We start from the raw sequence: 16,358 nt of genomic DNA, 5'->3' as shown, positions 1-16,358 counted from the left end.
CAACAATTGCGCCATAGCAGCCGTTAGAGCCAAATTGACAGGCAAATGTAAGATTTTGTGCCGAATGCCGAAAGGATAATGCTTTAAACCGTTATGCGGGGATGCAAGATTGACATTACGGTGTTTGTATTTGTTATTGCTTGGCTCAGAATGTCTGAACTCGAATTAAACGAATTAAAGAATTTTCGGAATTTGCCTGGCATCCGGTTAATTCATTAAATTCTATAAATTTAGGTTCAGAAAACTCCCACCCCGTTGTCGTGAGGGCACGACAACGGGGTAAAACTGATCTTTAATTTTTAATCACTAACTGCTCTATTCCGTTTTCAAACTTTTTACCGGGTTCATTGAAGCTGCTTTTATACTTTGATAACTTACGGTGAGCAGCGTTATGGCGATAGCTCCTATTGCGGTGAGGCCAAATATCCACCATGATAAATCGGCCCGGTATTTATAATCCTGCAGCCAGCCCTGCATAAAGTAATAAGCTGTTGGTATGGCTATCAATAATGATACCGATACCAGGAGCACAAATTCCTTCGACATTAATTGCCATAGGCTAAATATTGAAGCACCCAGCACTTTGCGTACACCAATCTCCTTAGTGCGTTGTTCGGCCATGAATGATGCCATACCAAACAAGCCCATGCAGCTTATAAAAATGGCAAGCAGCGTAAAGAAGCCGGCGAGTTTGCCTATGCGCTCTTCGTTGGTGAATTTACGGGCATACTCTTCGTCGGTAAACTTATATTCAAACGGGCTGCCGGGCGCATATTGTTTAAAAACTGACTCAATTTTGGCAATAGCATCATGGGCGCTCATTTTTGGGTTTAAGCGGATATCGACAAGCCCGCCCGGATCATTATCCAGCACAAATATCGATGACTTAACCGGCTCATATGGTGACGACATCACCATATCCTTTACCACTCCTATGATCTTGAATTTTTTGCCCCAGTCGATTGTTTCACCTACAGCGTGCTTAAAATTCATGAAACGTGCGGCAGTTTCGTTCACGATCATGCTTGACGAATCGCCCGCATTGCTGCGTTCAAAATCGCGGCCTTCAATCAACTTCCACTGGGCAACCTTGCCAAACTCCGGGCTAAGGGTTATCGTGGCGAAGTCATCCTGTAAACCGGCAGGTTTTCCCCGCCAGTTCAGGCCGCTATTGTTTGAATACACTGCGGTAAGTGGGCTACCCGACTCGGCAATTTCAATAATAGCCCCTGATTTAAGCAGGTCGTTCCTTACGGCTTCAAAATGTTTATGAATTTCATCGGTACGCATATCTATCTGCACCAACCCCGTACGCTCATAACCGATAGGCCTGTTTTTGGTGAACTGCACCTGCCTGAACACGATAATGGTGCCGATGATCAGCGTAACCGATACTGCAAATTGAAGCACCACCAATACCTTACGTGGTATTGCGGCATAACGACCGGCCTTAAACGTTCCCTTCAAAACCTTAACCGGCTGAAACGAAGATAGATAAAATGCCGGGTAACTACCGGCAATTAGCCCTGTGATAATGCTGAAACTTAAACCCAGCAGCCAGAAAACCGCGTTGCCCCAAAGGATGTGCATGGTTTTATCGGCCACCCTATTGAACCACGACAGCGTAAGCTGCGCCAATAAAACCGAAATTAAAAAAGCGAACAAGGCTAATATTACCGACTCGATAAAAAATTGACTGATCAGCTGGCTCCTTAACGAGCCTACCGTTTTGCGGATCCCTACTTCCTTGGCACGTTTCTCACTACGGGCAGTACTCAGGTTCATGAAATTAATGCAGGCCAGCATCAGCACAAATACGCCGATAATGCCAAACATCCATACAAATTTGATATCGCCGCCAATATTAAAGCCGTCCTTAAAACTTGAGTAAAGGTGCCATTTACTCATTGGATGCAGAAACACGACCGGTTTAAAGCTGGCGCCAACATCGTCGCCCTGCGCTTTGATCGCATGCAGTTTAAGATCTTTGATTTCCGCCGAAACTTTTTTGGCGTCGATACCGGGTTTCAGTTGGGCAAAAATTTGCCAGGAGTTATTGCCCCAACGTGTTTCGGCCCGTTTTAACCAGGCGGCGGTGGTCATATATAAATCCCATGGCGCTATGAAACCAAGTTCACGAAATTCGGAATTATGCGGCATGTCTTCATAAACCCCGGTCACTTTAACATTCCATACATTGTCAATTTTGATAGTTTTAAGCATCGGGTCGGTATCACCAAACAAAGCCTTAGCCAATGTTGCCGAAAGTAAAACGGATGATGGATCTTTCAAACCATCGCGTGTGCCTTTCAGCATTTTTAAAGTAAGCAGATCAGGCGCTTCGGCCTGCATGTAACTTCCCTCCTTCGTGAGTTTTTTCTCACCATAAGCCATAATATGCCCATAGTTCCAGGAAGAAAGCACCACGTATTTAAAATCGTGCTTATAGTCGTTTCGCAATTTATAACCCAATGGTATTGGCATAGCAGTTTGCGAACCGGTTACTCCATTGAATGTTTGATTTTGCCATACCTGCACAATCCGGTCATAATTATCGAAGTTTTTATTGTACGATAACTCATCCCAGATCCAAAGGCCAATAAGCATAGCTACCGCCATACCTACCGACAGGCCTATGATATTGATAAGCGTATGCGCCTTGTTCTTAACAAGGTTTCGCCACGCAACGGTTAAATAGTTTTTAAACATCTACCCCTCCTAACCTCCCCAAAGGGGAGGGATTTTTAATTTAATTAATAATTTATGAGCCCTCTCCTTTGGAGAGGGTTGGGTGAGGTTTTACTCACTCCTCAAATTCTTCACCGGGTTGGCCAGAGCCGCTTTTATGGCATGATAGCTTACAGTTAGCAAAGTGATTACCACAGCGCCAACTCCTGATGCCGCAAAGATCCACCAGGCTATGGTCGACCGGTATTCGTACCTGTGCAGCCAGTTGTTCATGTAATAATACGTTGTTGGTATGGCGATAAACAGCGATATAGTAACCAGCACTACAAACTCTGTAGAAAGCAACCGCCAAAGGTTGGCTACCGATGCGCCGAGCACCTTGCGTACGCCAATTTCTTTGATACGTTGTTCGGCTACAAATGAAGCCAGACCAAATAAGCCAAGGCATGATATAAATATAGCCAATACAGCAAAGATGGTAGCGAGGTTGCCGATCCGCTGTTCGTCCGAAAACTTGTTCGCGTACTCATCATCATTAAATTTAAAATCAAACGGACTGCCAGGGTTATATTTTTTAAACACCGGTTCTATCTTTTTTAAAGCTTCCTGCATGGGCATGGTTGGTTTAACCCTCAGCGTTATGAAATTAACCCAGCCGGGCAACATCATAAATACAGTAGCTATAGGTTTTTTGTAAGGCGATTCCATCACCATATCCTTCACCACGCCCGTAACAACATGATCCTGTTTGTTCCACCTGATCACTTTACCTACCGGATTTTTAATACCGCTCATTTTCACTGCCGACTCGTTCAGGATAAAGGCACCAGTATCTGTTGGGAAGTTTCTTGAAAAATCGCGGCCCTGGATAATTTTCCAGCCTACGGTATGCCCAAAATCATAAGTTGTAGCAACGGTACCAAAAGTTGGATCGAAGCCTGCAGGCTTGCCCTCCCAATCGAAACCTCCATTATTTGCCCAAATCTCTGTAGTAGTACTGTTTGATTCGGCCATATCCTCAACCGCACCGGTTTGGATCAGGTCGTTACGCATAGTTTCATAATGTCCGTAAATTTCAGGGGTCTTCATTTCGATAGAAAGCAAGCCCGCACGTGAATAACCGACCGGCCTGTCTTTAGCATACTGAATTTGCCTGAACACAACTATAGTACCGATTATCAGCGCTATGGATACCGTAAACTGCACAACAACCAAAACCTTACGCGGCAGAGATGCAAAACGGCCAACCTTGAAAGTCCCCTTTAAAACCTTTACCGGCTCAAATGATGAGAGGTAAAATGCCGGATAACTGCCGGCTATGACGCCTGTAAATAAGGTAAAACCCAAAGCCAGGAGCCAAAACCAAACATTGCCAAATGGCATACCTATTTGTTTATCGGCAATATGATTAAATGATGGCAGCGCTATCAAAACTATACCAAGTGTAACTATCAGCGCCAAACAGGCAAATACCACCGATTCGCTTAAAAACTGGTTGATGAGTTGTGAGCGCATGGAGCCTATCGATTTTCTGATCCCCACTTCCTTAGCACGTTTCTCACTTCGGGCGGTACTCAGGTTCATAAAATTGATACAAGCCAGTAACAATACAAATACGCCGATGATACCAAACAGCCAAACCATTTCAATAAGCCCACCTACAGGTTTGCTGTTTTTAAAATCGCTGTACAGGTGCCATTTGCTCATGGGGTGCACCTGTATACTTTCATCATTCATCTTAAAGTGCGGCTTGGTAATGTTCCTGATCTTGGCCGATACTTTATCAAAGTCCACATTATCGGCCAGCTGAACATACAATGAGCAGCCATGATTGTCCCATGCTCCTGTTTGCGTGCCCCACCAATTGTTTTTATTAAAAAAAGGCATCAGGAACTTCGTTTCATAAAATGAAGTATTGCGTGGCAGGTCTTCATATACGCCGATAACTTTTAAGTTTGTTTTATTATCAGCTTTGATGGTTTTATTGACCGGATCGGCATTACCAAATAGTGCTTTGGCAATTGATTGAGATATAACTATGGATGAAGGATCCCTGAATTCGGTATAGCTACCTTTTACCATTTTCAATGCAAGCATAGCCGGCAAATCACCTTCGGCCCAGGCACCAATTTGTGATATCTTTTTATCACCTACCGAAAGAATATGCGCCCCTCCCCAAAAAAGCGAAGTATGTTTAAAATCGCTGGCATACTTAGTGCGCAATTCGGCACTCAGCGGCACAACGGTCGATCGAAAAGTAGGCGTTTCTCCATTTGCCGTTTGTGTAACCATAATCTGACCCATGCGATTATAGGTGCTATGGTACTTATCAAACGATAACTCGTCCCAGATCCAAAGACCGATAAGCATGGCCACCGCCATCCCTACCGATAAACCCGCAATGTTAATAAAGGCATGCACCTTATTTTTAACAATGTTGCGGAACGCGATTTTGATATAATTCTTTAACATAACATTTCATTAAGTCATTGTTTCATTTTGCCGGGTAAATACCCTGATGACGCGAAGCAAATGAAATAGCGACAATTATTCATTTCTTAAACTTTTTACCGGATTAGCCATTGCTGCTCTTAGCGTATGCAGGCTCACGGTTACTAATGTTATTACAAAAGCACCGACAGCAGGCAGCACGAATATCCACCAGCTTATTTGTGCGCGATATTCATACTGTTGCAGCCAATGGTGCGTGAAATAATATGCTACGGGTATTGCTACGAACAAACTGACCAATACCAGTAATACAAATTCGGCCGAAAGCATACGCCATAATTCGGTAACTGATGCGCCGAGCACTTTGCGGATCCCGATCTCGCCGGTGCGTTGCTCCGCAATAAATGACGCCATCCCAAACAAGCCAAGGCAGCTTATAAAAATCGCCAGCGTTGCGAATGAACTTGCCAATTGGCCGGCACGTTTTTCACCGCCGAATTTTTGCGCGTAGTCTTCATCAACAAATTGAAAATTAGCAGGCTGAGAAGGCGCATATTTTTTCATAACCGCGCTGATTTTTTCCAATGCCTGGCCGGTACCAATGGCCGGATTTATTTTCATGGTTACTATTCTGCCTCCGTCATTGTTTAAATAAAAAAAGCTCGGTTCCACCTGCTGGTACGGCGAACCCATGATCATATCTTTCACTACGCCTATCACGTGAAAAAGCTGGCCGTTCCAGCTTATGGTTTCGCCAACAGGGTTCTTTAGACCCATGTACCTAACCGCTGCTTCATTAATTACAAAACCTGCCGAATCAGTAGCAAAAGCTTTTGAAAAATCACGACCAGATTTAAACTGCCACCCGATGGTTTTACCATAATCATAAGAGATATCTATGTTAGGAAAAACTACAGCCTGGCCCGGGTCTTTTCCCTTCCAGTCGAGCCCGCCGCTAAAACTACCTATGGATGTAGTCGGACTGCCCGATTCGGCTATTTGGGTTATTGCACCTGCTTTCAGCAACTCATCTTTGATCACTGCAAAGTTTTTATGAACATCAGGCGTAAATGTTGACAGGCTTAGCAGATTATTTTTATCATAACCTATAGGCCGGCTTTCTGCAAATTTGATTTGCCGGAAAACAACGATAGTGCAAATGATTAAAAAAACAGAAACGGTAAATTGTACTACTATTAATGCGCGGCGCGGGTTAGAAGCATACTTACCTGTTTTAAATGTACCCTTTAACACTTTAACCGCTTTAAACGATGACAGGTAGAACGCCGGGTAACTTCCTGCCAATAAGCCTGTAATAAACGTAAAGCCAAGGCCTAAAAGCCAAAATCCTTTATCACTCCACAAAATCTGGATGCGCTTGCCTGCAACCTGGTTAAAATAAGGAAGGCAAAATTGCACCACGCAAATGCTGATCAAAAATGAAACCGCAGCGATCAATACCGATTCCGTTAAAAACTGTACAATCAGTTGCCCCCTCAACGAACCTACGGCTTTGCGCACGCCTACTTCCTTAGCCCGCTTTTCGCTCCGGGCAGTGCTTAGGTTCATAAAATTAATGCAGGCCAGTAGCAGTATAAAAATACCGATGATCCCAAACAGCCATACATACTGGATACTACCACCTACATTCACTCCATTTTTAAAATCGGTATACAAATGCCATTTGCTCATCGGATGCAGAAAAAGTTCGGGCTTATGCGTTGCCTCATCCGCATTACATTTATCAAGTTTCGCCTTTTTTATCTTTGCCGAAGCTTTAGCCATATCAACATTATCAGCTATCTGCACGTAAGTCAAAAAAGAACTCCTGCCCCACTCGTTCATAAAACGGCCCATCCACGGGTTCTCATTCACAAACAACTGCCATGGCACAAAGAAAGAAGCATCTGCAAAGGTTGTATTATATGGCTGATCCTCATAAACGCCGGTAACTTTAACCACCGATTTATCACCAAGCTTCATCACTTTGTCCAAAGGGTCTTCATCGCCAAAATAGGCTTTAGCCAATGATGCTGAAAGTACAATAGAATTCGGATCTTTAAATGCGATAGCCCTGCTTCCCCGAAGCATTTTTATGCTGAACATATCAAGCGCCTGCGGCTCAAAATATACACCGCTCGGACTGAGTGATTTTTCGCCCGCCGCCAGAGTGTGTATACCGGCACCTGTTGCCATGGTTATATATTTAAAATCGCTGCCATAACTTTTGCGCAATTCCGGACCCAGCGGTAGAGGTTCGTTAGGCCTGGTTTGCACTTCGCCATTATTGCTCTGGTTTTGCATTACCTGTGCTATACGATCATAGTTTTCATAATATTTATTAAAACTAAGCTCATCATGCAGCCACAAACCAATCAGTATGGCAACAGCCATACCAACCGACAAGCCAGCAATATTGATGAAGGTATGCCCCCTATGCCTTGTTAGGTTACGAATAGCGATTTTTAAATAGTTTTTTATCATGGTGTAGGTTTATATATTATTTCATTAGGTGATTCTATTCTTTCATTGGTTCATTAAGTCATTTTTGGGTCGAAAATTTTTTAACGCACTGCGAAAATGACTTAATGACCAAAATCACTCCGCCTTCAAACTCTTCACCGGGTTCATCCGTGCAGCCTTTATGGCTTGTGTGCTTACCGTTAGCAATGCTATTACCATAGCCAGCACACCGGCCAGGGCAAACATCCACCAGCTTATAGTTACCCGATATTCAAATGCCTGCAGCCATTTGCTCATGCCCCACCATGCTATCGGCGTGGATATTACAAGGGCTATCAGCACCAGTTGTACAAAATCTTTCGACAATAACTGCACAATACCCGTTACACTGGCGCCGAGCACCTTACGTACACCTATTTCCTTACTGCGCTGTTCGGCACTGAAAGCTGCCAGGCCAAACAGGCCAAGGCAGGAGATCACTATCGCCATCAGCGTAAAAGCATTGATAATTTGTGATAATGTAACTTCGGTTTCATACTGCTTTTGCACCTCGGTATCTAAGAAAGAATATTCAAATGGTGCGTCGGCTATGTCTTTACGCCACAGCGCTTCCATTTTGCCCAGCAGCGATTTATAGTTTTTGCTATCTGTTGATACCACCATCACATTAAACTGCCTCGGATCATTACGGTAAACCAGCATAAACGGCTTTACTTCCATATGCAGGGAGTTGTAATTAAAGTCCTTCATTACCCCGGCCACTTCAACAAAGGTTACCGGGTCCGGATCATATTGGGTATACAATCGTGTACCCGGAGCAGTCTGCGGGTTTAGTCCCAGGCGCTTACATAAGGTTTCGTTAATGAGTACCCGGGTGGTATCCCCTATCCGGAAGTCCCGGCCGGCAATTATTTTAATACCGTTGGCTTTGGCAAAAAACTCATCAGTATTAATATTTTGTGCATCAGTTGCAGTGGTCATATTGCCTCCTGCAGTGTAAACCCCATGATCATGCGGTACAAACTGGCTTAGGTAATTATCAGCGTTGCTTACGGTTTTAACCTCGGCCAGTTGCCTTAAATCATTTGCAAAATTTTTCATTTTGCTTTGAGTAGTACCGGTATAAAAATTAAAAATGAGCTTTTGATTTTGGTCGAAGCCAAGATCTTTATTCTTTACGAAATTGAGCTGACTGTAGATCACAATAATGCCTGTTATAAGCACAATCGACAGCACAAACTGAAACACTACCAATGATTTACGGATCCCTGCTGCCGAAATATGACTGGTAAAATTCCCTTTAATCACCTTGATAGCCTTAAATGCCGACAGGTAAAATGCAGGATAGCTTCCGGCCACAAAACCGGTGACCACAACTATGCCCATCAGCATTAGCCAAAGCCTGTAATTGCTAAAAAACGATAAATGAATATCTGTATGGGTTACCTGATTTAAATATGGTAGCAGCAATACGAGTAATGGTAACGCTATGGCTACGCCCATGAGGGTCAGCATAAACGATTCGCCTAAAAACTGCTTCATCAAATCGCCCTGGCCCGCTCCTATTACCTTGCGTACGCCAACCTCTTTAGCCCGTTTGGATGCCCGCGCTGTTGAAAGGTTCATGAAGTTAATACAAGCCACTACCTGGATAAGTACAGCCACCAGGATCATGATGTAAAGGAATGCAGGATCAAGGGTTTTGGTTAGCTCATGCTCATGGCCCGGCGTTGTATGAATGGTAGTTACAGGCTGTAAATGCAGCACCTTTTTCATACCGATGGCTTTTAACTGATCGGCGCCGTATTTATTTAAAAAGTCCGGAAGCTTTTTTTCGAGCGCGGCCGCACTGGCATTCGGGCGCAGCTTTACATAAGCATATAAAAAGTTGTTCCCGGCCCAGGCGGTATTCCTCCTTACATACTCGCCCAAACCGCCGCTGTTCATGGCCATAAACATACTGGCATGAAGGTGCGACCGGCCGGCACTTTCGTCAACAACCCCCATAACCTTAAAATCATGCTTACCGAATGAATTGTCGATAGAGATCATTTTGCCTATAGCATTTTCTCCCCCGAAAAGCTTATCAGCAACCGGTTTCAACAATACAATACTATAAGGTTCGGAGAGTACCTTATTAGCATTACCGTTAACAAAATGAAAGTTGAACACATCAAAAAAAGTAGAATCGACATAAGCCGCATCCTGCTGATAAAATGATTTTTCTTTGTAGCGCAAAAGGTGCTGCTTTGCCCCAAAACCTTCGGTAGTAACTAACCGGGTAAACTGCAAAACCTCGCCAAAATCATTTTTCATGGCCGGCGCTATTGGCGGCGAGCTTGCCGCGCCATCATGCTTATCACCCGTGAGCTCAAGCGTTGTGGTAATACGGTACAGGTCTTTAACATCTTTGTGTTGCTTATCATAACTGTACTGATCCTGCACATAAAGCAAAATATAAAGGCAGCACAGTGTGCCTGTAGCCAATCCCACTATATTAATTAAACTAAAGGTTTTGTTTTTCAACAAAAACCGCCATGCCGTTTTTAAATAACTTTTAATCATTTTATTAGTTCATTTGTTCAATGGTTCATTATAGTGCTTTCAAACATGTCATTGCGAGCGTAGCGTGGCAATCGCACGGAAGCATCGCCGCTCTGTATAACGTGCGATTGCTTCGTCGTCCCTCCTCGCAATGACATATTTTATATTCCAAAATCAACCTAACCTCTAATCTCCAACCTCTAACCGCTCTACTCCGCTTTCAAGCTCTTTACCGGGTTCATTAACGCGGCTTTAATGCTTTGATAGCTTACCGTAGCAAGGGCTATCATAATTGCGGCCACCCCCGCCAGCGCAAACATCCACCAGCTAAGCTGTACGCGATAGGTAAAATCCTGCAGCCATTGGGTCATTGCATAATAGGCTATAGGCGTTGCTATCACAATGGCAATAAATACCAGTTTTACAAAATTCATGGATAACATTGCAGTGATATTGCCAATAGTAGCGCCTAATACCTTGCGGATCCCTATTTCCTTGCTGCGCTGCTCGGCCATGAAAGCAGCCAGGGCAAACAGACCGAGACAAGCAATCATGATAGCCAGTACCGCAAAACTTGTGAAAATACGCCCCATACGCTGTACATCGGCATACATGCTGGCAAAACGCTCGTCCATAAAAGTGTATCTAATGGGCTGGTTTGGTGCAAACTGTTTCCAGGTTGCAGTGATTTGGTCGAGCGCTTTTTTTACATCACCGGCTTTTATTTTTACCGATACTATCGATTCGCTTGAGCTTAAATGCATCACTAATGGCTCGATACCGTCGCGCATCGAGTTAAAATTAAAATCCTGCACCACGCCGATAATTGTTTTACCCGGGCCATAGTTAACTATCTTTTTCCCTATCGGATTTTTAAGTCCGAGTTTATTGGCCATCATTTGGTTAATGATCACCGCCTGCGAGTCGGCTTTCATATCGGGAATAAAGTCGCGGCCAGCCACCAGTTTAATGCCCAGTGTTTTGAGATAATCATGATCCACATCCCAAAACTGGCCACCTACCGTTGGATCGATCTTTTCCCTGCCTTCGATATAAAATTGATTACCATTACGCTTGGTGCCCGATACCGGAAGAAAATCGCTGATTGAAGCGCTTTTTACGGTAGATAGCTTCAGTAATTCGTTTTTAAATGGTTTCACCTGGTTATCGAGCGTGTTGGTACCTTGTATCATCACCACCTGGTCTTTTTCAAAACCTACTTTTTTGTTAAGCAAATACTGCATTTGGTTATAGATAACCACTGTACTGATGATGAGGATAATAGATGTAGCAAACTGGAAAACTACCAGCACATTCCGCAATACCGAACTTTTGCTCCCATTGCTTAAATTGCCTTTGAGTACTTCGGCAGGTTTAAAGCCCGATAGGTAAAACGCGGGGTAAATACCCGCTACGATGCCAATTAAAAATGCCGATGTCATTACAACCGGCACCAGCCACCAGGCCGCCCATGGCATAATAAGCGATTTGGATGCCAGTGTATTAAAATAGGGCAGCAAGGCCCAGGCCAGGATCAATCCTAATACGAACGAGAAAAAGCTATACACTAATGATTCGGCCAAAAACTGCCGGATCAATCCGCTTCGCTGCGAGCCAACAACCTTGCGTAAACCTACCTCCTTTGCTCTGTTAGCCGATTTGGCCGTAGACAGATTAACAAAATTGATGCAGGCAATAACCAGTATAAAACCTGCCACAGCGCCAAATAACCACACAAAACGGATATCCCCATGCGACATGCCATCATGAACATCATACGAACGCAGATTGATATCCTGTACGTTCTGTACCATCAAATTAAACATACTCATTACCCTGCTGGCCCGTTTATCGCCGTTACGTGTCATATTAGGGATGTAGTAATTTTTCAGGATGCCATCGTTAACCTTTTTACTAAACTGTGCTATATTGGTGCCGGGTTTCAGCGCCATGTATATATGATAGTTATTGGCATCCCAGGTAGCCTGCTCGCCATTCCAGAATTCAACACCGGCAAGAGTGATGAAAAACTTAAAATCGTGCAGGTGAGAATTGCCGGGGATATCCTGCATTACCGCGGCTATTTTAAAAGGCCTGGTTTTGTTATTATTGAGGTACATCACCTTACCTATCGGGTTTTGGCCGGGAAAGTACTTATCAGCTTTACTTTTTGCAATCACCATGCTCAATGGCTCGCTTAAGGCATGCTTTGGGTCGCCGTAAACCATGGGCAGGTTCAAAATATCTATCAGGCCCTGGTCGGCGTAGGCAAAACCTTCTTCGTGGGTATTATCGGCCTGGTCGGCACGCTTTAACTCATTAGCGCCGGCGCCCCAAAACAGCGAGTTTGGCATTAAACGCCCTGATTTTTCAACCTCCGGATAGTCTTGTTTAATCACCTTAGCCATCACCGAAGGCCAATCAACACCTTTTTCATCTACCGAGCCATCGTGGTAATGCCCAAGCAAACGGTAAACATTAGCGGCATTAGGGTAGCTTTTATCAAAGCTTAACTCATCGCGAATGTACAGGGCAATTAGCAGGCATGCCGCAATACTAAACGCAAAGCCGCCGATTTTAATAGCAGCATACATTTTTTGCTTACGCAACTGCCTTAAGGCTACCTTCAGATAATTTTTGATCATTACTATGCTGTTTAAAAACGGTTAATGTTGTTTTAATTTTTCCCTTTGACAATTGGCTTGCCGGGTTTTTACATGTTTGCTTACAGATTGTTCTCCACCTATAACCTCCGCCTGAGCTGCGCCCTCTATATCTTTAATTTTCGCCTGGATCTTACTGAACAACGCCAAACCGTTACCTGCAGGCCCTTCTTCTCTACCCTCCCACCATTTCGACATTAGCTTTAGCTGACTATGCAATTCAGGGTTTTCGGCCAGCAAAGCGTTTAGCTCATCCACCTCCCTTTCTGAAGCTTCGTTAGCTAATTTTTTTGAAGCCAGGTTCCAAATGTGGTCATCTAAGCTCATATCTCACAGGTTGTCAGTTTATTGATAGGCAGTACACTACTATTTTGGTAGATAAAAGCCATGCCATTTACACAAACAACTAATAATCAATTGCTTATATAAAATCCTCTACCACAACTGTACGAAAGCGTACATCTGGTGTCCGGTTTTAAGCAGCGTCATTAGCCCCATCGGGTATGATAACATCCACCGCAAACTGAACATCTTGAACAAATTTTTAGTGTAACCCCCTTCTATTACCAAACAACTAATTATCAATAACTTATACAGAAAAATTTAAAATTATGTTAACCCTGTCAACCCCCTGTGCTTCCGGTTTAAAGCAACTGTAGACGTATCTGTCCGCCTCGGCTGGCGCAAGTATTGTGCGGCGGCCGGGGCCGGGCTTACTTTTGCCTTCCGTCCTTACAGTCTCTCAAAAATCAGTCGCTCCCGTAACATAATCCCGTCCCATGCGTCATAGGTGATTTACGCATAAAACATTTTGGCTGGCAGGGTGTATATTTGAAAATTAACTATCCTTAACAGCTTGTAAAAAGCAAACTTTTTGTACTACATATGACTGATCGCAAATTAATTACAAAACTCATGCTATCGTGTGTGCTTACCACAGCTATGGCAACTGCTTACGGGCAGCAAACCCCTCCACCCGAAAACCCGGCCCTGAAAATATACCGGGCTGTACCAACCAAAGTTAACGACCTTATCCACACCAAACTGGATGTTCGTTTTGATTACAAAAAACGTTACCTGTATGGCAAAGAATGGGTTACTTTAAAGCCTCATTTTTACCCAACCGATAGCTTAAGGCTTGATGCCAAAGGCATGGACCTTAAAAACATCTCGGTAGTAAAAAATGGGAAAAACGTTCCGTTGAAATTTACATACCAGGACAGCCTTTCGGTAGCCATTAAACTGGACAAGGTTTACCGCAATAACGAAAGTTATACCATTTACATTGATTATACCGCCAAGCCCAATGAGCTGAAAGCTAAAGGCAGTGCAGCTATCAATGACGCAAAAGGGTTATACTTCATCAACCCCGACGGTACCGAAAAAGATAAGCCAACCCAGATCTGGACACAGGGTGAAACCGAAAGCTCATCGGCCTGGTTCCCTACCATTGATAAGCCAAGCCAAAAAACTACCGAGGAGATCACGATGACCGTACCGGCAAAGTACGTAACGTTGTCAAACGGTAAACTAACGGCTCAAAAAACAAACGCCGACGGCACCCGTACCGATACCTGGAAACAGGAGCTTCCGCACTCGCCATATTTATTTATGATGGCCGTTGGCGATTTCAAGATCTATAAAGACAAATGGAAAGATAAAGAGGTAAGCTATTACCTGGAGCCTAAATACGCCCCTTACGCCAAAGAGATCTTCGGCTTTACCCCGGAAGCTATCGACTTTTATTCAAAAACCCTGGGTGTTGATTTTCCATGGGTTAAATACTCCCAAATCGTAGTTCGTGATTACGTGAGCGGCGCCATGGAAAATACTTCGGCTACCCTTCACGGCGAATATGTACAGGCTACCCCCCGTGAGCTGGTAGACGCTAACTACAATAACGGCCGCAGTACTATCGTGCACGAATTGTTTCACCAATGGTTTGGCGATTATGTTACCGCCGAAAGCTGGAGCAACCTTACCGTAAACGAATCGTTTGCCAACTTCAGCGAAACCATTTGGGCCGAGCACAAATACGGCAAGGATGAAGCCGATGCCCATAACTATGCAGATATGCAAAGCTATCTCCGTTCGCAGGGGGCCAGCACCAAAAACCTGGTGCGTTTTTACTATGCTGATAAAGAGGACGTTTTTGACGCAGTAACCTACCAAAAAGGCGGTCGCATCCTGAACATGCTCCGCAATTATTTGGGCGATGCCGCATTTTATAAAGGCCTTAATATCTACCTTAAAACTAACGCCTTCAAAAACGGCGAAGCACAACAGTTACGTTTAGCATTTGAAGAGGCCAGCGGCCAGGACCTTAACTGGTATTTTAACCAATGGTATTATGGTGCCGGTCACCCGATATTGAATATCAGCTATAAATGGGATGAAGCAACCAAAACCGAAACTGTTTACCTGAAACAAACCCAGGATGGCCAAACCTTTAAACTGCCAATGGCTATTGATATTTACCAGGGTGGCAAAAAAGTGCGCCATAAAGAATGGATGAATGACAAGGTAGATTCTATCAGCTATCAGTTAGCCGGCAAACCAGATTTGGTGAACGTTGATGCTGATAAGATCCTGTTAACCAAGAAGACCGACAATAAAACTATCGATGAGTTTTCATTCCAGTATTTTAACGCGCCTAATTATCTCGACCGCTTTGAGGCAATAGATGCTGCGGCGGCCGACCAAACCCGTCCGCAAGCACAAAAGATCCTTATTGCTGCTTTAAAAGATAAATATTACGGCTTGCGTGTAAAAACCATCAGGGCGTTAAATCTTACTAAAGATGATGTGCGCAATGCTGCCCAGCCGATATTGATCTCGTTAGCGCAAACCGATAATAATACCCTTGTAAAGGCAGCTGCAATTACTGCTTTGGGTAAATTAAAGGCAAGCGGTAATATGACCTTATTTACCCAATCAATGTCAAGCGAATCATATGCTGTGCAGGGTGCTGCTTTAAACGCCATAGCACAACTTGACCCGGCCAAAGCATTAAGCTTAGCCAAAGGCCTTGAAAAAGATAACAAAGGCGCGCTGACTGCCGCAATAATGACTTTATACACCACTAACGGTAATGATGTCGAATGGCCATTTGTTTACCATGCCTTTGTTGAGTCAGGCATCCAGGAAAAATTTAACGCTCTGAAAAATTTTGCTGATATGACCGCTAAAGTTAACAAGCCCGAATATGCACAGCAAGGAATTGAAGAGCTTAAAAATGCAGGCATTAAATTTAAGGTTTACGGGGCTGCTCCTTTTGTAATTACACAGCTGGAAGGCATCAAAACCTCACGTACCTCAATGAAGGATGATGCCTCGGCAAAAGCAGCCGATGACGCAATCAAAGCTATTAATGACGCTAAATAAACAAGAGTTTAAATAACTTATAAAATCGTCATTGCGAGGCACGAAGCAATCCCAAACTGTACAGGGCGGATCTGCTAATTGGGGATTGCTTCGTGCCTCGCAATGACGACGTCCATGTTTTTTGTTTTTAACAACTCCCTTAAACACGAAGAGACCGCCTTTTAT

Annotated in this window: 7 protein-coding genes; 1 reads left to right on the top strand and 6 read right to left on the bottom strand. The window is 43.9% G+C overall.

Features of this window, described 5'->3' with window-relative positions:
• Positions 1-315: 315 nt before the first annotated feature.
• The 6 genes from ACP26M_RS26395 to ACP26M_RS26370 all read right to left on the bottom strand — a co-directional run bounded on the left by ACP26M_RS26395 (position 316) and on the right by ACP26M_RS26370 (position 13,136).
• Positions 316-2,709, bottom strand: coding sequence for an ABC transporter permease (locus ACP26M_RS26395; protein ID WP_426584711.1), 2,394 nt, complete (start codon positions 2,707-2,709; stop codon positions 316-318).
• A gap of 90 nt (positions 2,710-2,799) precedes the next feature.
• Positions 2,800-5,160 carry an ABC transporter permease gene (locus tag ACP26M_RS26390; RefSeq protein ID WP_426584709.1) on the bottom strand — a complete coding sequence of 787 codons (2,361 nt, stop codon included), beginning with the start codon at positions 5,158-5,160 and terminating at the stop codon, positions 2,800-2,802.
• A 75-nt stretch (positions 5,161-5,235) separates the two neighbouring features.
• Positions 5,236-7,623, bottom strand: coding sequence for an ABC transporter permease (locus tag ACP26M_RS26385; RefSeq protein WP_426584707.1), 2,388 nt, complete (start codon positions 7,621-7,623; stop codon positions 5,236-5,238).
• 114 nt (positions 7,624-7,737) lie between these two features.
• Entirely contained in the window at positions 7,738-10,167 is a 2,430-nt protein-coding gene (locus ACP26M_RS26380; protein ID WP_426584705.1) for an ABC transporter permease, read from the bottom strand.
• 188 nt (positions 10,168-10,355) lie between these two features.
• Complete coding sequence (locus ACP26M_RS26375) at positions 10,356-12,791, bottom strand: ABC transporter permease (protein ID WP_426584703.1); 2,436 nt, start codon at positions 12,789-12,791, stop codon at positions 10,356-10,358.
• Between the two features lie 21 nt (positions 12,792-12,812).
• Positions 12,813-13,136 (bottom strand): hypothetical protein, encoded by a 324-nt coding sequence (locus ACP26M_RS26370; protein ID WP_426584701.1) that lies wholly within the window; start codon positions 13,134-13,136, stop codon positions 12,813-12,815.
• Between the two features lie 588 nt (positions 13,137-13,724).
• Here ACP26M_RS26370 and ACP26M_RS26365 point away from each other — a divergent pair.
• A complete protein-coding gene (locus ACP26M_RS26365; protein ID WP_426584699.1) occupies positions 13,725-16,193 on the top strand; it encodes a M1 family aminopeptidase in 2,469 nt (822 codons plus the stop codon).
• The last annotated feature ends 165 nt before the right edge of the window (positions 16,194-16,358 follow it).

The organism is Mucilaginibacter sp. R-33 (assembly GCF_049949235.1).
In the GTDB taxonomy this organism is placed as follows: Bacteria; Bacteroidota; Bacteroidia; order Sphingobacteriales; family Sphingobacteriaceae; genus Mucilaginibacter.
Note: the sequence above shows the minus strand (reverse complement) of the source record. Positions and strands in the feature narration are given on the sequence as shown.

What these genes read in the sequence shown, in the direction of transcription:
- ACP26M_RS26395 (WP_426584711.1), bottom strand. Translation starts at nt 2,709, where the DNA reads ATGTTTAAAAACTATTTAACCGTTGCGTGGCGAAACCTTGTTAAGAAC.
- ACP26M_RS26390 (WP_426584709.1), bottom strand. Translation starts at nt 5,160, where the DNA reads ATGTTAAAGAATTATATCAAAATCGCGTTCCGCAACATTGTTAAAAAT.
- ACP26M_RS26385 (WP_426584707.1), bottom strand. Translation starts at nt 7,623, where the DNA reads ATGATAAAAAACTATTTAAAAATCGCTATTCGTAACCTAACAAGGCAT.
- ACP26M_RS26380 (WP_426584705.1), bottom strand. Translation starts at nt 10,167, where the DNA reads ATGATTAAAAGTTATTTAAAAACGGCATGGCGGTTTTTGTTGAAAAAC.
- ACP26M_RS26375 (WP_426584703.1), bottom strand. Translation starts at nt 12,791, where the DNA reads ATGATCAAAAATTATCTGAAGGTAGCCTTAAGGCAGTTGCGTAAGCAA.
- ACP26M_RS26370 (WP_426584701.1), bottom strand. Translation starts at nt 13,136, where the DNA reads ATGAGCTTAGATGACCACATTTGGAACCTGGCTTCAAAAAAATTAGCT.
- ACP26M_RS26365 (WP_426584699.1), top strand. Translation starts at nt 13,725, where the DNA reads ATGCTATCGTGTGTGCTTACCACAGCTATGGCAACTGCTTACGGGCAG.